17 protein-coding genes are annotated in these 17873 nt (G+C 59.8%); 10 read left to right on the forward strand and 7 right to left on the reverse strand.

What is annotated here, in order from left to right; translation table 11 throughout:
• Positions 1-137: 137 nt before the first annotated feature.
• Entirely contained in the window at positions 138-467 is a 330-nt protein-coding gene (locus AWM69_RS20760; protein WP_131654157.1) for a hypothetical protein, read from the reverse strand.
• A 657-nt stretch (positions 468-1124) separates the two neighbouring features.
• Between AWM69_RS20760 and selD the strand changes: the two genes are divergently transcribed.
• The 7 genes from selD (at position 1125) to AWM69_RS20795 (ending at position 9047) form a co-directional block, all read left to right on the forward strand.
• Positions 1125-2159, forward strand: coding sequence for a selenide, water dikinase SelD (gene selD, locus AWM69_RS20765; protein WP_048380596.1), 1035 nt, complete (start codon positions 1125-1127; stop codon positions 2157-2159).
• Positions 2159-3250: a tRNA 2-selenouridine(34) synthase MnmH gene (gene mnmH / locus AWM69_RS20770; RefSeq protein WP_218728426.1), complete on the forward strand. Its 1092-nt coding sequence runs from the start codon at positions 2159-2161 to the stop codon at positions 3248-3250. The genes selD and mnmH overlap by 1 nt, the downstream gene beginning before the upstream one ends.
• 205 nt (positions 3251-3455) lie before the next feature.
• Positions 3456-5120, forward strand: coding sequence for an AMP-binding protein (locus AWM69_RS20775; RefSeq protein ID WP_218728248.1), 1665 nt, complete (start codon positions 3456-3458; stop codon positions 5118-5120).
• Between the two features lie 28 nt (positions 5121-5148).
• The gene (locus tag AWM69_RS20780) at positions 5149-5916 is read left to right on the forward strand and encodes an SDR family NAD(P)-dependent oxidoreductase (RefSeq protein WP_131654155.1); all 768 of its coding nucleotides are present in this window, start codon (positions 5149-5151) and stop codon (positions 5914-5916) included.
• A gap of 10 nt (positions 5917-5926) precedes the next feature.
• Entirely contained in the window at positions 5927-7120 is a 1194-nt protein-coding gene (locus AWM69_RS20785) for an acetyl-CoA C-acyltransferase (RefSeq protein ID WP_218728250.1), read from the forward strand.
• A gap of 9 nt (positions 7121-7129) precedes the next feature.
• Positions 7130-8257, forward strand: coding sequence for an acyl-CoA dehydrogenase (locus AWM69_RS20790; protein WP_218728252.1), 1128 nt, complete (start codon positions 7130-7132; stop codon positions 8255-8257).
• Between the two features lie 16 nt (positions 8258-8273).
• Positions 8274-9047 carry an enoyl-CoA hydratase gene (locus AWM69_RS20795; RefSeq protein ID WP_131654152.1) on the forward strand — a complete coding sequence of 258 codons (774 nt, stop codon included), beginning with the start codon at positions 8274-8276 and terminating at the stop codon, positions 9045-9047.
• Positions 9048-9157: 110 nt separating this feature from the next.
• On the opposite strand, the gene AWM69_RS20800 is transcribed toward AWM69_RS20795, so the two are convergent.
• The 6 genes from AWM69_RS20800 to AWM69_RS20825 form a co-directional block, all read right to left on the reverse strand.
• Positions 9158-10309: an acyl-CoA dehydrogenase family protein gene (locus tag AWM69_RS20800; RefSeq protein WP_218728254.1), complete on the reverse strand. Its 1152-nt coding sequence runs from the start codon at positions 10307-10309 to the stop codon at positions 9158-9160.
• Positions 10310-10312: 3 nt separating this feature from the next.
• On the reverse strand, positions 10313-11419 hold the full coding sequence (locus tag AWM69_RS20805; RefSeq protein WP_218728255.1) for an enoyl-CoA hydratase/isomerase family protein: 1107 nt from the start codon (positions 11417-11419) through the stop codon (positions 10313-10315).
• A 148-nt stretch (positions 11420-11567) separates the two neighbouring features.
• Positions 11568-12338, reverse strand: a complete 771-nt coding sequence (locus tag AWM69_RS20810; protein WP_218728257.1) for a 3-hydroxybutyrate dehydrogenase — start codon at positions 12336-12338, stop codon at positions 11568-11570.
• A gap of 121 nt (positions 12339-12459) precedes the next feature.
• Positions 12460-12741 carry a peptidylprolyl isomerase gene (locus tag AWM69_RS20815; protein ID WP_048380578.1) on the reverse strand — a complete coding sequence of 94 codons (282 nt, stop codon included), beginning with the start codon at positions 12739-12741 and terminating at the stop codon, positions 12460-12462.
• A gap of 128 nt (positions 12742-12869) precedes the next feature.
• Complete coding sequence (locus AWM69_RS20820; protein WP_218728259.1) at positions 12870-13958, reverse strand: 3-deoxy-7-phosphoheptulonate synthase; 1089 nt, start codon at positions 13956-13958, stop codon at positions 12870-12872.
• Positions 13959-14577: 619 nt separating this feature from the next.
• Entirely contained in the window at positions 14578-14820 is a 243-nt protein-coding gene (locus AWM69_RS20825) for a DNA-binding protein (RefSeq protein WP_218728261.1), read from the reverse strand.
• Positions 14821-14901: 81 nt separating this feature from the next.
• On the opposite strand from AWM69_RS20825, the gene AWM69_RS20830 reads away from it, so the two are divergent.
• From AWM69_RS20830 to uvrC, 3 genes are all read left to right on the forward strand, one after another.
• Complete coding sequence (locus tag AWM69_RS20830; RefSeq protein WP_131654166.1) at positions 14902-15267, forward strand: helix-turn-helix domain-containing protein; 366 nt, start codon at positions 14902-14904, stop codon at positions 15265-15267.
• A gap of 126 nt (positions 15268-15393) precedes the next feature.
• On the forward strand, positions 15394-16032 hold the full coding sequence (uvrY, locus tag AWM69_RS20835; protein ID WP_131654146.1) for a UvrY/SirA/GacA family response regulator transcription factor: 639 nt from the start codon (positions 15394-15396) through the stop codon (positions 16030-16032).
• Positions 16033-16035: 3 nt separating this feature from the next.
• Positions 16036-17859 carry an excinuclease ABC subunit UvrC gene (gene uvrC / locus AWM69_RS20840; RefSeq protein ID WP_048380568.1) on the forward strand — a complete coding sequence of 608 codons (1824 nt, stop codon included), beginning with the start codon at positions 16036-16038 and terminating at the stop codon, positions 17857-17859.
• Positions 17860-17873: the final 14 nt, after the last annotated feature.

The following is a 17873-nucleotide window of genomic DNA, read 5'->3' on the forward strand; positions in this document are numbered from 1 at the left end:
CTGGTAGCGGACTTGTTCGAGGCGGTGCCGGAGCTGGAACGCGCAGTTTGAAGGTCCGTAAATAGCCCGGCCCTACGGGTTGCGCCGATAAAAAAAGCCCCGGAGATTGTCCGGGGCTTTTTCATGTGGCGGGGTTATCAGCTGTAGCTGTTAACTTTGACCAGAGACGGCTCGGTTTTCGCCTTCTCCCAGGTCAGGGTCAAGGTTTGCAGCACACGCGCCATGTAATCGGTATCGGCGGCAGCTTTCTTGCCCACGTAGCCCTGGCCACGACGGTACATTTTGAGATGGGCGCGCATTTGTGGGCGGTCCTTCTCGAATGGGGTTTCTTCCTTGCAAGATGTCACAGTATCGATCCGAACATCACCGGCTTCGCTGATCCACAGAATGTGGTCATCAAGCGTGTCTTTCTGGGCGGCGAACAGTCGAGCCAGCTCATTAACAGTCGGTTGGTTATTCAGGTTCATCGTTAACTCCTTGACCATGCATTGATCTGTCTAATTGATTCGCGCAACTGCCGATGCAGCGCTACGTAGTGTCCATCTAAAGCAGATCCGGCCTTGAGTTCGTCACATGTAGTCGTAAAATCAGGCACTACATTCAAAGCGTGAAGCGAGGGGAGCCGCGTGAACCAGGATGCCTTGGGTGACATGACACATCAGCCACAAGCCTCTTGAGGACGTTTCGCCAGCCTCTCTCGCCCTAAACCCGGACGAACAAGCCAGTTCGGCTTCATCAATTCTGCCTTGTGGGCAGTACCTATCCCGGAACAGCCCGACAGCTCGTCGAGCATGCATGCAACAACCCTTTCCAGTGCTTCCGGTGGGGAAGACGTGTGCATAATGCTGGGTGAAATTCACCCCGTCAACACATATGTAGTGTTTATTTTTGCTCACTACATATGTGACCGACGGGTCGCTTTTCAGCATGCCGGTCATCCCTCGGGACGCCCGCAGCGCCTTGAGAACGCAGGTGTTGGTCGTGTGTTATCGGGTCGTTTTTAAGCGTGCTCTCTGGCCTGCAGGTTGACGCCTGCCAGCTGGCCGTTGGCCTTCAGGACAAATCCATGGGCAAGCGCGCGCTCTGTTAATATCCGGGCTTTGAAATTGACCAAGAGGTGCACCATGAGCGAGCCGATTCGCCTGACCCAGTACAGCCACGGAGCAGGTTGCGGCTGCAAGATTTCACCTCAGGTGCTGGAAGTGATTCTTGCCGGCAGCGGCGCGCAGAATCTTGACCCTAAGCTCTGGGTCGGCAATGCATCGCGCGATGACGCGGCCGTGTATGCGCTGGACGAGGAGCGGGGCGTGGTGTCGACCACGGACTTCTTCATGCCGATCGTCGATGATCCCTATGATTTCGGGCGCATTGCCGCCACCAATGCCATCAGTGATATCTACGCCATGGGCGGTGATCCGTTGATGGCCATTGCCATTTTGGGCTGGCCAGTACATTTGCTGGCGCCGGAAGTCGCCCGTGAAGTGATCCGCGGTGGCCGCGCCGTGTGCGATGAGGCCGGTATTCCTCTGGCGGGCGGCCACTCGATTGACACACCGGAGCCGATCTTCGGGCTGGCCGTCACGGGGGTGGTCAACAAGCGACAGATGAAACGCAACGACACCGCCACCGCCGGCTGCTTGCTGTACCTGACCAAGCCCTTGGGCATCGGCGTGCTCACCACCGCTGAAAAGAAAGGCAAGCTGCGCACCGAAGACGTGGGCGTGGCGCGGGACTGGATGTGCACCCTGAACAAGATCGGCAGCCAGTTTGCCAAGCTGGAGGGCATCACGGCGATGACCGACGTCACCGGCTTCGGTCTGCTTGGCCACCTGGTGGAAATGGCAGACGGCAGCGGCCTCACGGCGCGTATCGAATATGCCCGGGTGCCGCAACTGGCCTCGGTTGAGTACTACCTGGAGCAAGGCTGTGTGCCCGGGGGTACGTTGCGCAACTTTGACAGTTACGCGAGCAAGCTGTCGCCACTGCAACCGCTGCACAAACTGGTGCTGTGTGACCCGCAAACCAGCGGTGGCCTGCTGGTTGCCGTCACGCCGGAGGGCAACGAGGCGTTCCTGAAAGTGGCCGCTGAGCATGGCTTGAACCTTGAGCCGATTGGTCAACTGGTTGAGCGACAGACACACGCGGTTGAGGTTTCATGATGGTTCATGACATCACCGACTTCCGCGAACTGTTCCTCAATGACCGGCCCATGATGGATACCCGTGCGCCGATAGAATTCCTCAAAGGCGCATTCCCCGGCGTGCTCAACCTGCCGCTGATGACCGACCACGAGCGCGAGCGCGTGGGCACCTGCTACAAGCAGCAAGGGCAGCAGGCTGCGGTGATCCTGGGGCATCAACTGGTGTCGGGCCAGACCAGGGCCGAGCGTCTTCAGGCCTGGGCCGATTTTGCCCGGGCCAACCCCGAGGGATGCCTGTACTGTTTTCGCGGCGGCATGCGCTCGCAAATCGTCCAGCAGTGGCTCAAACAGGACGCCGGCATCGACTACCCGCGTGTCACCGGTGGTTATAAGGCGCTGCGTACGTTTCTGATTCAAACCGTCGACGACGCGGTCGAGCAATGCGATTTACTTGTGCTCGGCGGCATGACCGGCACCGGAAAAACCGACGTGCTGGTGCAACTCGACAATGCACTGGACCTGGAAGGTCATGCCAATCACCGGGGATCGAGTTTCGGCAAACGGGCGACCGGACAGCCGACGAACATCGACTTTGAGAACCGGCTGGCCATTGATGTCCTGAAAAAACGCGCCAACGGCCACCAGCAATTTGTGCTTGAGGACGAGAGCCGTACCGTGGGCAGCTGCGCGTTACCGTTGCCGCTCTATCAACGCATGCAGAACGCACCGATGGTGTGGCTTGAAGACAGCCTTGAAAGCCGCGTTGAGCGCATCCTGCGAGATTACGTGGTGGAGTTGAACGCCGAGTTCATCGACAAGAACGGGGAGCACGGTTTCGCGCTGTTTTCCCGCCGGTTGCTCGACAGCCTGTCGAATATTCAGCGCCGCCTTGGCGGTGAACGTTACCAGCGCCTGCAGGCGGTGATGGAAGCCGCATTGGATGAGCAGGCCAGCTGCGGTTCGGTGGACTTGCACCGGGTCTGGATCGAAGCCTTGCTGCGCGAATATTACGACCCGATGTACGCCTTTCAGCGCGAGAAGAAAGGCGCACGCATCGCCTTTGCCGGCGATCAGGCCGCGGTGCTGGCGTATCTGCGCCAGCAGGGCTGACCCGCAACGGGCAGGATCGGGCGCCAGTCCCGGCGCTTGTGCAGGCGTCTGCTGGCGCCTGCAGTTAACCAGCCGGTCGGTCATTGGCCAAAACAGTCAGCCAGCTTGCGCGGTTTGACCATTGTTGCAGAGCCTTCGCAGGGCGATTATCAGCAGGATTTTTCAACGGTTCCCATCCTAAAAAAAAGACCGAGGGATTCTGCTGATGCGCGATTATCTGACCGAGATGACCGACTTTGACTACCCGCGTACGGTGGCCAGCGCACTGAACGGCCATTTGGCGGCACTCAATGCCTGTATCGAATGCTGCGACCGACACGCTTTGCCAGGGCGTATTGCGTTGTTCTGGGAAGGCCGCGATGCCAGTAGCGCGACTTATACCTTCACTGACTTGCAGGACAAGGCCGCACGCTTTGCCAATTTCCTGCTCGCCCAGGGTATCAAGCGCGGAGACAAAGTGGCCGGCTTGCTGCCGCGTAATGTCGAGTTGCTGGTGGTCGCTTTGGCCGCCTGGCGTATCGGTGCGATCTACCAGCCGCTGTTCACGGCGTTTGGTCCCAAAGCCATCGAACATCGGCTCAACAGTTCAGGCGCGGCGCTGGTGGTCACCGATGCGGTCAACCGCCCCAAACTCGATGAGGTCAACGCCTGTCCTGCGATTGTCACGGTAGCGGGCGCCAAAGGGCAGGGCCTGGTGCGTGGCGATTTCAGTTTCTGGGCAGAGCTGGACAACTATCCGGCGATCTGTGAACCCGTCATGCTGACTGGCGAAGACCCGTTTCTGCTGATGTTCACGTCGGGCACCACCGGCCCGGCCAAACCGCTGCTGGTGCCGCTCAAGGCCATTGTCGCCTTCCAGAGTTATACCCGTGATGCCGTGGATTTGCGCCCGGAAGACGCGTTCTGGAACCTGGCTGATCCGGGCTGGGCCTATGGTATTTATTTCGGCATCGCCGGGCCGTTGTCCATGGGGCATCCGATCACGTTCTACGACGGCCCGTTCACGGTTGAAAGCACCTGTCGGGTGATCAACAAATACGGCATTACCAACCTGACCGGCTCGCCTACTGCGTATCGCATGCTGATCGCCGCCGGGGAGGGGTTTGCCGGCAAAATCAAAGGTCGCCTGCGCGCGGTGAGCAGTGCCGGCGAGCCGTTGAACCCGGAAGTGATCCGCTGGTTCGCCGAGCAGCTGGACGTCACCATCCATGACCACTATGGCCAGACCGAAATCGGCATGGTGCTGTGCAATCACCACGGGCTGGCGCATCCGGTGCACATGGGGGCTGCCGGTTTCGCCTCGCCGGGCCACCGGATCGTGGTGCTCGATGACAACCATCAGGAACTGCCGGTGGGCCAGCCGGGGATTCTGGCCGTCGATCGCAGCCAGTCACCGATGTGCTGGTTCAATGGCTATGAAGGGTTCAACACCAAGGCTTTCGTCGGCGATTACTACTTGAGCGGCGATACCGTGGAGTTGAACGCCGACGGCAGCATCAGCTTTGTCGGGCGCAGCGATGATGTGATCACGACCTCCGGTTACCGGGTAGGGCCCTTCGATGTGGAAAGCGCCCTGATCGAGCACCCGGCCGTGGTCGAGGCTGCCGTGGTCGGCAAGCCGGACCCCGAGCGCACCGAACTGGTCAAAGCCTTTGTGGTGCTGAGTCCGCACTACCTAGGGGATGCGCAACTGGCTGAAACCCTGCGCCTGCATGTGCGCCAGCGCCTTGCGGCACATGCCTATCCGCGTGAAATCGAATTTGTCAGCGAGCTGCCGAAAACCCCGAGCGGCAAGCTGCAGCGCTTTATTTTGCGCAATCAGGAAATCGCCAAGGCCGAACTGGCTGCAAACGCCAACGTTACGGCTTAATTGTCAGGATTAGAGTTCAGGAACCCTCATGCAAATTGAAAACAAGGTGTTTATCGTCACAGGTGGTGCTTCGGGACTGGGCGCTGCCACGGCCGAGATGTTGATCAAGGCTGGCGCCCGGGTGATGCTGGTCGACATGAATGCCGAGGCGGTGGCGGCTCAGGCGGCCAGACTGGGGGATCATGCCCGCAGCGCGGTGGCCGATATCAGTCAGGCGCAGGCGGCCCAGGCGGCCGTTGACGCCACGGTAGCAGCATTTGGCGGGGTGAACGGGCTGGTCAATTGCGCGGGCATTGTGCGCGGCGAAAAGATTCTCGGCAAAAACGGTCCGCACGCCCTGGAGAGTTTCAGCCAGGTGATTAACGTCAACCTGGTAGGCAGCTTCAACATGCTGCGTCTGGCCGCTGCGGCCATCGCTGAAACCACCGCTGACGCCGATGGCGAACGCGGCGTTATCATCAATACGGCTTCGGTTGCCGCCTTTGATGGTCAGATCGGCCAGGCGGCATACGCCGCCTCCAAAGGCGCCATCGCCAGCCTGACCTTGCCCGCAGCCCGTGAGCTGGCGCGCTTCGGGATTCGGGTGATGACCATCGCTCCCGGAATTTTTGAAACACCGATGATGGCCGGCATGACGCCTGAAGTACGTGACTCGCTGGCTGCCGGTGTGCCGTTCCCGCCGCGTCTTGGCAAGCCTGCCGAGTACGCATCACTGGTGCGGCATATCCTTGAAAACAGCATGCTCAATGGTGAGGTGATCCGTCTCGACGGTGCCTTGCGCATGGCCGCCAAATAGGAGGTTTGAAATGACGATTGCCAATGATCCCGTTGTAATTGTGAGTGTTGCGCGTACGCCCATGGGCGGTTTTCAGGGTGACTTCAAAGGGCTGACGGCGCCACAGCTGGGCGCTGCGGCGATCCGTGCGGCGGTTGAGCGGGCCGGTGTGCCGGCAGACGGCGTCGAAGAAGTGCTGTTTGGTTGTGTGCTCTCGGCCGGCCTCGGCCAGGCCCCTGCGCGTCAGGCAGCGCTGGGGGCGGGGCTCGATAAGGGCACACGCTGCACCACGCTGAACAAAATGTGCGGTTCGGGCATGGAAGCCACGATTCTAGCCCACGACCGGTTGCTGGCCGGCAGTGTCGATGTGGCAGTGGCGGGGGGCATGGAGAGCATGTCCAACGCACCGTACTTGCTGGACCGCGCGCGTAGCGGCTACCGCATGGGGCATGGCCGGGTGCTGGACCACATGTTCCTGGATGGCCTTGAAGACGCTTACGACCGTGGCCGCTTGATGGGCACGTTCGCAGAAGATTGCGCCCAGGCCCACGGTTTCAGCCGCGAGGCGCAAGATGATTTTGCCGTGGCGTCACTGACCCGTGCGCAGCAGGCGATCAAAGAGGGCAGCTTCAGTGCCGAGATCGTGCCGGTGCCGGTGATGGTGGGCAAGGAGCAGCGCCTGATCAGTGATGACGAGCAGCCGCCCAAGGCCAACCTGGGGAAAATCCCCACCCTGAAACCGGCCTTTCGCGAAGGTGGCACGGTGACGGCGGCCAACTCCAGTTCCATCTCGGATGGCGCGGCAGCGCTGGTTTTGATGCGTCGCTCCGAGGCGCACAAACGTGGGCTGACGCCACTGGCAGTGATTCACGGGCATGCAGCGTTTGCCGATGAGCCCGGGCTGTTCCCGACCGCACCGGTGGGGGCGATCAAGCGTTTGATGGGCAAGACCGGCTGGGACCTGGCTGACGTCGACCTGTTCGAGATCAACGAGGCTTTTGCGGTGGTGACGCTGGTGACCATGAGTGAACTGGAGATCCCCCACGATAAGGTCAACATCTTTGGCGGTGCCTGTGCCCTGGGGCATCCGATCGGTGCTTCGGGAGCGCGGATTCTGGTGACGCTGATTTCGGCGCTGCGCCAGCGCCATCAGAAACGCGGGGTTGCCGCGATCTGCATCGGCGGCGGTGAAGCCACGGCCATTGCCGTGGAATGTCTGTACTAAGGAATTTTTATGCTGCCCACATCCGAACACTTACAAATTCGTGAAGCGGCACGCCAGTTTGCTCAGGAGCGCCTGAAGCCTTTTGCCGCTGAATGGGACAAGCAGCATCGCTTCCCGCGCGAGGCCATCGATGAAATGGCCGAACTGGGTTTCTTCGGCATGCTGGTGCCAGAAGCGTGGGGCGGTTGCGACACGGGTTATCAAGCCTATGCCATGGCCCTCGAAGAAATCGCTGCAGGCGACGGATCGTGCTCCACAATCATGAGCGTGCACAACTCGGTGGGGTGCGTACCGATTTTGACCTACGGCACCGAACAGCAAAAACGCGAGTTCCTGACGCCCCTGGCCAGCGGTGCAATGCTTGGCGCATTTGCGCTGACCGAACCGCAGGCCGGTTCGGATGCCAGCGACCTGAAAACCCGTGCCCGCCGCGAGGGCGATCATTACGTGCTCAATGGCTGCAAACAATTCATCACCTCGGGGCAAAACGCGGGGTTGGTGATTGTGTTCGCAGTGACCGATCCGGCGGCCGGCAAGCGGGGCATCAGCGCGTTTATCGTGCCCACGGACTCGCCGGGCTACAGCGTGGCACGGGTTGAAGACAAGCTGGGGCAGCATGCCTCGGACACCTGCCAGATCCTGTTTACCGACGTCAAAGTCCCGGTGGCCAATCGCCTGGGTGAAGAAGGGCAGGGCTACAGGATTGCGTTGGGTAACCTGGAAGGCGGCCGCATCGGTATCGCATCCCAGGCGGTGGGCATGGCCCGTGCAGCGTTCGAAGCGGCCCGTGACTACGCCCGTGAGCGCGTGACCTTTGGCCAGCCGTTGATTGAGCATCAGGCCGTGGCATTTCGCCTGGCGGACATGTCGACTGAAATTGCCGTCGCCCGGCAGATGGTCAGCTATGCCGCCGCGCTGCGTGACAGTGGGCAATCGGCATTGGTCGAAGCGTCCCAGGCCAAGCTGTTCGCTTCGGAGATGGCCGAGCGCGTGTGCTCCAAAGCGTTGCAAACACTGGGCGGTTATGGCTATTTGAGCGACTTCCCGCTGGAGCGGATCTATCGCGATGTGCGGGTGTGCCAGATCTACGAAGGCACCAGCGATATTCAGCGCATGGTCATTTCGCGCAATCTTTGAATCGAGGACGTTAACCATGAATTACGAAACCATTCTGCTGGATATTCACGGGCAGGTCGGCCTGATTACGTTGAACCGGCCACAGGCACTGAATGCCCTGAACGCGCAATTGGTCAGCGAAGTGAACCATGCGCTGGACCGGCTCGAAGCTGACAGCGCCATTGGCTGCATCGTCCTCACCGGCTCGAAAAAGGCTTTTGCTGCCGGTGCAGACATCAAGGAAATGGCAGAGCTGGCTTACCCGCAGATTTACCTGGAAGACTTGTTCTCGGACAGCGATCGCGTGGCCTCGCGGCGCAAGCCGATCATTGCAGCGGTGGCGGGTTTTGCCCTGGGCGGCGGCTGTGAGCTGGCGATGATGTGCGACTTTATCCTGGCCGGTGATAACGCACGTTTTGGTCAGCCGGAAATCAACCTCGGCGTCTTGCCGGGCATGGGCGGCACCCAGCGTCTGACCCGCGCCGTAGGCAAGGCCAAGGCCATGGAAATGTGCCTGAGCGGGCGTTTGATGGATGCTGTGGAAGCCGAGCGTTCAGGGTTGGTGGCCCGCGTGGTGCCGGTGGATGAGTTGCTTGATGAAGCGCTGAAAGTCGCGGCCCAGATCGCTAAAAAATCCCTGCCGGTGTTGATGCTGACCAAGGAAAGCGTGAACCGTGCGTTTGAAGTCAGTTTGTCTGAAGGCGTGCGTTTCGAGCGTCGCGTATTTCACTCGCTGTTCGCCACGCAAGACCAGAAAGAAGGCATGGCGGCGTTTGTCGGCAAGCGCGAAGCTCAGTTCAAGAACCAGTAATTACCCGCTACGGATCCTGAAACGATCAACCCCTGCAGGAGCGAGCTTGCTCGCTCCTGCAGGGACCTTTTCGCTTGACCGATCGGCCTTGCTCCACAGGCAGGCTTTTTTCACACCAGGTAATGTTTCAGCTCCCGGGCGATCACCATCCGCTGGATCTCGCTGGATCCCTCATAGATCTGGGTGATGCGCGCGTCGCGGTAATAACGCTCCACCGGGTAGTCTTCGAGGTAACCGTAGCCACCATGAATCTGGATGGCTTTGGAGCATACGAATTCAGCTATTTCCGAGGCGAACAGCTTGGCCTGCGAGGCTTCCGACAGGCAAGGCTTGCCTGCCGTGCGCAGGCGCGCCGCATGCAGGATCAGCAGCCGGGCGGCATTGAGGCGGGTCTGCATGTCGGCCAGCATGTTGGCCACACTTTGGTGCTCGATGATTGCTTTGTCGAATTGCACCCGGTCACGGGCATAACCCAGCGCGGCTTCAAAGGCGGCCCGGGCGATGCCCAATGCCTGGGCCGCAATCCCGATGCGCCCCCCTTCAAGGTTGGACAGGGCGATGGCCAGGCCTTTGCCGCGTTCGCCCAGCAGGTTGGCTTGCGGCACGCTGCAGTTGCTCAGGGTCACCGCGCAAGTGTCCGAGGCGCGGATGCCCATTTTGTGTTCCGTGCGGTCGACGATAAACCCGGGGGTATCGGTGGGGACCAAAAACGCCGAGAGGCCTTTTTTACCCAGTTCCGGGTCGGTGACGGCAAATACGATGGCCAGTTTGGCGCGCTTGCCGTTGCTGACAAATTGCTTGGCGCCGTTGATCACCCATTGGCCGTCCCGCAGTTCTGCGCGGGTGCGCAGATTGTGGGCCTCAGAGCCGGCTTGCGGCTCGGTCAGGCAAAAGCAGCCGATGGCCTGGCCGCTGGCAAGTTCCGCCAGCCAGGTCTCTTTCTGCGCTTGCGTGCCGTACTTGAGGATCGGACCGCAGCCGACGGAGTTGTGAATGCTCATCAGCGCTCCGGTGGCGCCGTCACCGGCTGAAATTTCTTCGACGGCCAGCGCGTAGGCGACGTAATCGACATAGGTGCCACCCCACTCTTCAGGCACCACCATGCCGAGCAGGCCCAGTTCGCCCAGCTTTGACACCAGCGCATCGTCGATCCAGCCGGCTTTTTCCCAGGCCTGGGCATGGGGTGCGATCTCGCGGCGGGCAAAGTCGCGGGCCATGTCGCGGATCATGATTTGTTCTTCGCTCAGTTCGATGTCCTGCATGGCTCAAGCTCCCGTCGCTTTGAAATCGGTGAAAAAACTGGCGACATGAGCCGCATCCAGGGCATCAAGGCTGGGTGGATTCCAGTGTGGTGTTTTGTCCTTGTCGATGATCAGTGCCCGCACACCTTCCATCAGATCGCCGCGGTCAAACCACTGGCGATCAAGGTGCAGCTCCAGCGCGAAGCACTGCTCAAGGGGCAACTTGCGGCCACGGCGGAGCATTTCAAGGGTGACGGCCATCGCCAGCGGTGAGCGGGTCTGCAGCAGGCTGAGCGTGTCATTGGCCCAGTCCCGGGTGTGCTCGTCGCTGACCGCGTGCAATCCGGCGACAATGCCGGGCATGTCGGGCCGGGCGAAAATCTCATCGATCCGGGCGCGGACTTTGGCCAGCGGTGGCTCCGGCAATGAGCTTACGGCGAAAGTGCCGATGAGCGTTTGCAGGTCTTCAAGGGGGGTTGTTTTCCAGGCAAGGGTGTCGAGGCATTGATCCAGTTCGGCCAGTTTTCCGCTCTCGATAAAACCATCGGCGAGGCCGCAATACAAGGCATCGCTGGCGCGCACCTGGACCCCGGTGACGCCCAGGTACGTACCGAGCTGGCCGGGCGTGCGGGTCAGAAAGTAGCTGCCGCCAACGTCCGGGAAATAACCGATCGCCACTTCCGGCATGGCCAGTTTGCTGCGTTCGGTCACCAGGCGCAGGTCAGCGCCTTGCACCAGGCCCATGCCGCCGCCCAGGACAAAACCATCCATCAAGGCAATCAGCGGTTTGGGATAGCGATGCAGTGTCAGGTCGAGGGCGTATTCCTCCTCGAAGAAGACCGTGTGCAGCGTATCGTTGTTTTGATAGCTGTCGTACAGCGAGCGGATATCGCCGCCGGCACAGAAGGCTTTTTCGCCTGCACCCCGCAGGACCACGGCGTTGACACTGGCGTCTGTCGCCCAGGCATCGAGATGGCGCTGCAGCTCACGGACCATGTTCAGGTTGATGGCATTCAGGCCGCCAGGGCGGTTCAGGGTCAGGTGGCCGATATGGTTGCGCACGTCGGCCAGGATCTCGCCCTGATGGGCTTCGACATCCTGTGCCGGTGAGGTTGAAACCTGAGCAGTCATCGCTAACTCCCTGCTTTATCTTGTTTTTAGAGTGTGTTCGCGCGCGAACGATGGTCGATGCTAACAGTGCAAATTTGCCCATTACAACCCGGATAAGTGCAGGCTTGGTGTGCAAATTTGCATGTCTGGCAGGCACAAGCGGGCATTGTTATTGCGCCAGCCAACCGCCGTCCACATTCCAGGCCGCGCCGCGCACCTGACTGCCGGCGTCACTGCATAAAAACAGCACCAGTTCGCCCAGTTGGGGCGGGGTGACGAACTCCAGCGAGGGTTGTTTTTCGGCCAGCAAGTCGTGTTGCGCCTGATAGGGATCAATGCCTTGCTGGATGCGCTGATCAATTTGCTTCTGGACCAGCGGGGTCAATACCCAGCCCGGGCAAATGGCGTTGCAGGTAATGTTGCTGGTGGCGGTCTCAAGCCCGACCACCTTGGTCAGGCCGATCACGCCATGCTTGGCGGCGACATAGGCGGCCTTGCCGACCGAGCCGACTTGCCCGTGTACGGAGGCGATATTGATGATCCGTCCCCAGCCGCGTTTGCGCATGCCGGGCAAAGCCAGTCGGGTGCTGTGGAACACGGAAGACAAGTTGATCGCGATGATGGCATCCCAGCGCTCGACCGGAAACGCCTCGACACTGGCAACGTGCTGGATTCCGGCGTTGTTGACGAGGATATCGATACCGCCGAATTCGCGCTCGGCGTAGCTGATCATGTCGGCGATTTGCGCAGGATCGCTGACGTCTGCCGGGTGGTGGCCCACTCGGGTGCCAAACTGTTCCAGCTCGGCAATCACTTTGCTGGCATCGCCAAACCCATTGAGTATCAAGTTGGCTCCGGCCTTGGCCAGACTTTGCGCGATGCCCAGGCCGATCCCGCTGGTGGAGCCGGTTACCAAAGCAGTTTTACCCTCAAGGCTCATGATCCATTCCTCAGGTGACGCACGATGGGTGCGTGAATGAAGAAACGTAGCACGAGGTGAGTACTGCGGATACGAAACGGCCCACCAAAAGGTGGGCCGTTTTCACACAGAGCCTGGGAGATTAGTCCTGGCGGCTGGTGACTTCCAGCAGGTGGTAGCCGAACTGGGTTTTAACCGGGCCTTGCACCACGTTGATTGGCGCGCTGAAGACGACGGTGTCGAATTCTTTAACCATTTGACCCGGGCCGAAAGAGCCGAGATCGCCACCCTGACGGCTGGACGGGCAAGAGGAGTTGGCTTTTGCGACTTCGGCGAAATCAGCACCGGCTTCGATTTGTGCTTTCAGTTCGTTGCACTTGTCTTCGCTGGCAACAAGGATGTGACGGGCAGTGGCTTTGGCCATGAGAGATTACTCCTTTCAAGAAAGTGCTGAGCCTACCGGATTCAGTCGGTTTTTTCTCGGCAAAGTTCCTTTGCGCAACGGGAGGCCTTGCAGTCTCCCGGTTGCGCTGCAGTCTGCCGGGCAACGGTTCAGGCGATGGCCTTGATCGCGTTGCGTTGTGCCTGCAGTCGGGCGGCGCCAGTGCGCAGCATGCGTTCGGTGGCATCCCATCCCAGGCAACCATCGGTCACGGACACCCCGTAGCGCATGTTTGAGCCCAGCGGCTGGCAACCCTCGAAAAGATGGCTTTCGAGCATCATGCCAATCAGTGAGTTATCGCCCGCCAGCCGCTGCTGGAGTACATCGTCGAACACGGCCGGTTGGCGCAGCGGGTCTTTGCTGCTGTTGGCGTGGCTGCAGTCAACCATCACCCGGCTAGGTATGCCGCTCTTTTCCAGGCCGGCCCGCGCCTTGGCGACACTGGCGCGGTCGTAGTTAGGACCGCTGTGGCCGCCGCGCAGCACCAGGTGGGTATCCGGGTTGCCGGGGGTCAGGAGGATTGCCGGGTGACCCTGTTCGTCCACACCGAAATGGCGATGACTGTGGGCTGCAGAGCGCATGGCATCACAGGCAATGGCCACACCGCCATCCGTACCGTTTTTGAAGCCTACGGGCATGCCCAGGCCGCTGGCCATTTCGCGGTGGATCTGCGACTCGGTGGTGCGCGCGCCAATGGCGACCCAGCCCAGCAGGTCGTCGAAGTATCCGGCGGCAATCGGTTGCAGCAGCTCGGTCGCAACGGGCAGGCCCATGCGCAGCATTTCAAGCATCAGTTCGCGTGACAGGGCAAGGCCGTGGGCCATGTCGTCCGTACCGTCCAGGTGCGGGTCGTAGGCAAGGCCTTTCCAGCCGACGGTGGTCCGTGGTTTTTCGACATAAGCGCGCATGACCAGCAGCATGTCATCGCGCAGCTCATGCGACAGCGCGGCCAGGTTGCTGGCGTACTCAAGGGCGGATTGCGGGTCATGGATGGAGCAGGGGCCGACGACAATCAGCAGGCGGGAGTCGTCACCGTTGAGAATGGCGCGGATGGCCTGACGCTGGTCATGCACCCGGGCGCTCAGCGTGTCGCTGAGGGGCAGCTGTTGTTTGAGCTGCGAAGCGCTGGGCAGGCGCTGGGTCAAGACGGCTTTGACGGCGTTGTGTGAAGCGGACAGAGCGGATACGGATGCGTTCATGGTGTGGGCTTCCTGGGCAGACGGCGGGTTTTCCCGCGCGCTCGGCCCTAGTGGGGTGTTCGACAATTGGCCGGGCTGGCTGTGAGTGCATGCGTGCCACCGATGTGGGTCCGTTCGGAGGCGGCAGACTGTCCCGAACGACGGCTGATAAATCGCCATGCAGTGCAAAGGTCGAAGCGGTAATAAGTGACGTAGTTCATGGGGTGATTCCTTAAATTAATAAAATGTCGGGGCCTGAAAAAACAAAACCCCCGGTCGGGAGGCCGACCGGGGGTGAGAATTCTCTGGTAGGCGACCCGTAAAAGTGGGCGCCGGTTGGGTATCAGGCGCGCCAGTGGCTAAACCAATACCCAAAATAAAATCGTGCAGCAGAGAGCGTGTTGTTCGCGCACACAGTAGCAGCCGGACGCTGGGCGCCTGCGGACGTGCAACCTGTATTAACGTGATGCAACATGAGTTATCTCCACTGAATGTTTCGCAGCTTACGCGAGCCGGGCCGGGGGATTCAACAGAAAAATGAACTGAGTGTACGCTTGGCCTTCACGTTCTCTGACCGTCTGTGCAGGGGATCTGTTACAGCGGTCAGTTAATCAGGCGGCCGGCTCAATTAAGCGCATACTCAATGCAGATCGTCACGTTCGGCTTCTTCTGATACTGAAGCCTGAGCCGGGATGATGCCGTCTTTCATGCCCAAAAGAACCGCTACTTTATGGGCCTCACCGCGCTTTCCCTTTTTACGCCCAGCGAGCACTTGATAAGTGGTGGCCGGGTCGACGCCATGCTCTCGAGCGAACTCTTGAACGGACTTCCCCTGATGATCCAGCCATGCCTTGGCTTGTGCGGCAGTACGAATTCCGGTCATAGTTCAAAACCGTTCAAAATTGTTTGATATTTATCGATTATACCATCCTCGCGGGTGTTTAAAATGGGATCTTACATCCAAATGAGTGGAATTGGTTCGCGGTTGCGGCAAGAGAGAGAGCGCCTTGGGTTGTCGCAGAAATCTTTTGGTGAAATCGGTGGTGTTGAGGCAAACGCCCAAGGCAAGTATGAGAATGGTGATCGTGCGCCAAAGGCAGATTATTTGTCCCGTGTCGCAGAGCGGGGTGTAGATGTCCTTTATGTACTGACCGGCTGTCACACGCCGACCCAGCTCGATAACCTCAGCCAGGTCGAAGAGAAAGTGCTCGTCAGTTATAGGGTGTTGCACAAGGAGGATCAGGATGCCATCCGCCGGCTGACTGTGACGCTGGCCGAGCTTTCGGTATCTCGCCCGGTCAAAGGCAGCAGTGGAATGGGTGAAAGTTGATCGGGGATCGGTCAGTCGATGTGTTTTTGATTATCAGCGAATGAGTTGACGCAGGTAGGTAGGTTGGTTGAATGGTTTTTTGCTAAGGTGTCGACATTCAACCAAGACCAATTGCGAGGTGTCGACTTGATTCGGGTTCTAGTGGTCGATGATCACGATCTTGTGCGTACAGGCATCACTCGTATGCTGGCTGATATCGAAGGCCTGCTGGTGGTCGGTCAGGCCGAGTCCGGTGAAGAGTCATTGCTCAAGGCTCGCGAGCTCAAGCCCGATGTGGTCTTGATGGATGTGAAGATGCCGGGCATCGGCGGCCTTGAGGCCACACGCAAAATGATGCGCAGCCATCCCGACATCAAGGTGGTTGCCGTCACTGTCTGTGAAGAAGACCCCTTTCCGACGCGTCTGCTGCAAGCGGGCGCTGCCGGATACATGACCAAGGGTGCAGGCCTGGCCGAAATGGTCCACGCCATACGCCAGGTGTTTGCCGGTCAGCGCTATATCAGCCCGCAAGTGGCGCAACAGTTGGCACTGAAGTCCTTTCAGCCGGCCAGTGATTCCCCTTTCGATGCCTTGTCTGAACGCGAAATCCAGATCGCGCTGATGATTGTCGGCTGCCAGAAGGTCCAGGTGATTTCGGACAAACTGTGTTTGTCCCCCAAGACCGTGAACACTTACCGCTATCGGATTTACGAGAAGCTTTCAGTCAAGAGTGACGTTGAGCTGGCCTTGCTGGCAGTCCGTCACGGCATGGTCGATGCCGGTTGAAACATGACTGACGTGTTTGATTCCAGTGCTTTCCTGTCGACCTGCAGCGGTCGCCCTGGCGTGTATCGCATGTTTGATGGCGATGCGCGGCTGTTGTACGTGGGCAAGGCCAAGAACCTTAAAAAACGCTTGGCCAGCTACTTCCGCAAAACCGGGCTGGCGCCTAAAACCGCTGCGCTGGTGGGGCGCATCGCGCAAATTGAAACCACCATCACCGCCAATGAGACCGAGGCGCTGCTGCTCGAGCAGACCCTGATCAAAGAGTGGCGCCCGCCGTACAACATCCTGTTGCGGGACGACAAGTCCTATCCCTATGTGTTTTTGTCCGATGGAGACTACCCGCGGCTGAGCATTCACCGTGGCGCCAAGAAGCTGAAGGGCAAGTATTTCGGGCCCTATCCCAGCGCAGGGGCGATCCGGGAAAGCCTGAGCCTGCTGCAGAAAACCTTTCTGGTCCGTCAGTGCGATGACAGCTACTTCAAGAACCGCACCCGCCCGTGCTTGCAGTACCAGATCAAACGCTGCAAGGGGCCGTGTGTCGGGCTGGTGGATCCTCAGGTGTACGCCGAGGATGTGCGTCACTCGGTCATGTTCCTTGAGGGACGCAGCAGTGCCCTGACCGATGAGCTCAATGCAGAAATGGAGCAGGCGGCCAGTACCCTCGATTTTGAACGTGCTGCCGAGGTGCGTGACCAGATATCGTTGCTGCGGCGGGTTCAGGATCAGCAGAGCATGGAAGGCGGTACCGGTGATGTCGATGTCATCGCGGCTTTTGTAAACCCCGGTGGCGCATGCGTGCATTTGATCAATGTGCGCGGCGGGCGGGTGTTGGGCAGCAAGAATTTCTTCCCGCAAGTGGGCATTGAGGAAGACGTGGCCGAAGTCATGGCGGCCTTTCTCGGGCAGTACTACATCAGCAGCCCCGAGCGCGACCTGCCGAGCGAATTGATCGTCAACGTGGAGCACGAAAGCTTCGGGGCGATCATTGACGCGATTGAGGCTTTGCGCGGGCGGGAAATGGCCATCAGCTACCGCGTGCGCGGCACCCGGGCCCGCTGGCAGCAACTGGCGGTCACCAACGCCGAGCAGGCCCTGGGGGCTCGCCTCACCAATCGACTGCACGTGGCCGCCCGTTTTGAGGCCCTGGCGCAGGTGCTGAAGCTCGATGAAGTCCCCCAGCGCCTTGAGTGCTATGACATCAGTCACTCCAGTGGCGAGGCAACGGTTGCCTCCTGCGTGGTGTTTGGCCCTGAAGGCCCGATCAAGTCGGACTATCGACGCTTCAACATCGAGGGTGTCACTCCGGGCGATGACTACGCCGCCATGCATCAGGCCCTGATGCGCCGCTTCAGCCGGCTCAAGGAAGGGGAGGGCAAGCTGCCGGACATCCTGCTGGTCGATGGTGGCAAGGGGCAGTTGTCCATGGCGCGGGATGTGCTCAATGAACTGGCGATCCCGGACCTTATCCTGCTGGGTGTCGCCAAGGGGGCAACCCGCAAGGCGGGTTTTGAAACCCTCTATCTGAACGATGCGGCCCATGAGTTCACCTTGAAAGGCGACTCTCCGGCCTTGCATTTGATCCAGCAGATCCGTGATGAAGCTCACCGGTTTGCTATTACCGGACACCGGGCGCGACGCGGAAAAACCCGGCGAACGTCAACCCTGGAAGGCATTGCAGGGGTAGGGCCGACACGGCGGCGTGATCTGTTGAAACATTTTGGTGGATTACAGGAGCTGACTCGTGCAAGCATCGACGAGATCGCCAAAGCACCCGGGATCAGTAAAAAGCTCGCTGAGTTGATTTATGCAAACCTGCACAGCGAGTAGAATGCCCCTTCACC

This window comes from Pseudomonas sp. D1HM, from assembly GCF_019266105.1.
In the GTDB taxonomy this organism is placed as follows: domain Bacteria; phylum Pseudomonadota; class Gammaproteobacteria; order Pseudomonadales; family Pseudomonadaceae; genus Aquipseudomonas; species Aquipseudomonas taetrolens.

Excerpts from the sequence above, each read along its gene's own strand:
- AWM69_RS20780 (WP_131654155.1), top strand. The coding sequence starts at position 5,149 with ATGCAAATTGAAAACAAGGTGTTTATCGTCACAGGTGGTGCTTCGGGA.
- AWM69_RS20815 (WP_048380578.1), bottom strand. The coding sequence starts at position 12,741 with ATGGCCAAAGCCACTGCCCGTCACATCCTTGTTGCCAGCGAAGACAAG.
- AWM69_RS20775 (WP_218728248.1), top strand. The coding sequence starts at position 3,456 with ATGCGCGATTATCTGACCGAGATGACCGACTTTGACTACCCGCGTACG.
- AWM69_RS20825 (WP_218728261.1), bottom strand. The coding sequence starts at position 14,820 with ATGACCGGAATTCGTACTGCCGCACAAGCCAAGGCATGGCTGGATCAT.
- uvrC (WP_048380568.1), top strand. The coding sequence starts at position 16,036 with ATGACTGACGTGTTTGATTCCAGTGCTTTCCTGTCGACCTGCAGCGGT.
- selD (WP_048380596.1), top strand. The coding sequence starts at position 1,125 with ATGAGCGAGCCGATTCGCCTGACCCAGTACAGCCACGGAGCAGGTTGC.
- AWM69_RS20795 (WP_131654152.1), top strand. The coding sequence starts at position 8,274 with ATGAATTACGAAACCATTCTGCTGGATATTCACGGGCAGGTCGGCCTG.
- AWM69_RS20785 (WP_218728250.1), top strand. The coding sequence starts at position 5,927 with ATGACGATTGCCAATGATCCCGTTGTAATTGTGAGTGTTGCGCGTACG.
- AWM69_RS20820 (WP_218728259.1), bottom strand. The coding sequence starts at position 13,958 with ATGAACGCATCCGTATCCGCTCTGTCCGCTTCACACAACGCCGTCAAA.
- AWM69_RS20830 (WP_131654166.1), top strand. The coding sequence starts at position 14,902 with ATGAGTGGAATTGGTTCGCGGTTGCGGCAAGAGAGAGAGCGCCTTGGG.
- AWM69_RS20800 (WP_218728254.1), bottom strand. The coding sequence starts at position 10,309 with ATGCAGGACATCGAACTGAGCGAAGAACAAATCATGATCCGCGACATG.
- AWM69_RS20810 (WP_218728257.1), bottom strand. The coding sequence starts at position 12,338 with ATGAGCCTTGAGGGTAAAACTGCTTTGGTAACCGGCTCCACCAGCGGG.
- AWM69_RS20760 (WP_131654157.1), bottom strand. The coding sequence starts at position 467 with ATGAACCTGAATAACCAACCGACTGTTAATGAGCTGGCTCGACTGTTC.
- AWM69_RS20805 (WP_218728255.1), bottom strand. The coding sequence starts at position 11,419 with ATGACTGCTCAGGTTTCAACCTCACCGGCACAGGATGTCGAAGCCCAT.
- mnmH (WP_218728426.1), top strand. The coding sequence starts at position 2,159 with ATGGTTCATGACATCACCGACTTCCGCGAACTGTTCCTCAATGACCGG.
- AWM69_RS20790 (WP_218728252.1), top strand. The coding sequence starts at position 7,130 with ATGCTGCCCACATCCGAACACTTACAAATTCGTGAAGCGGCACGCCAG.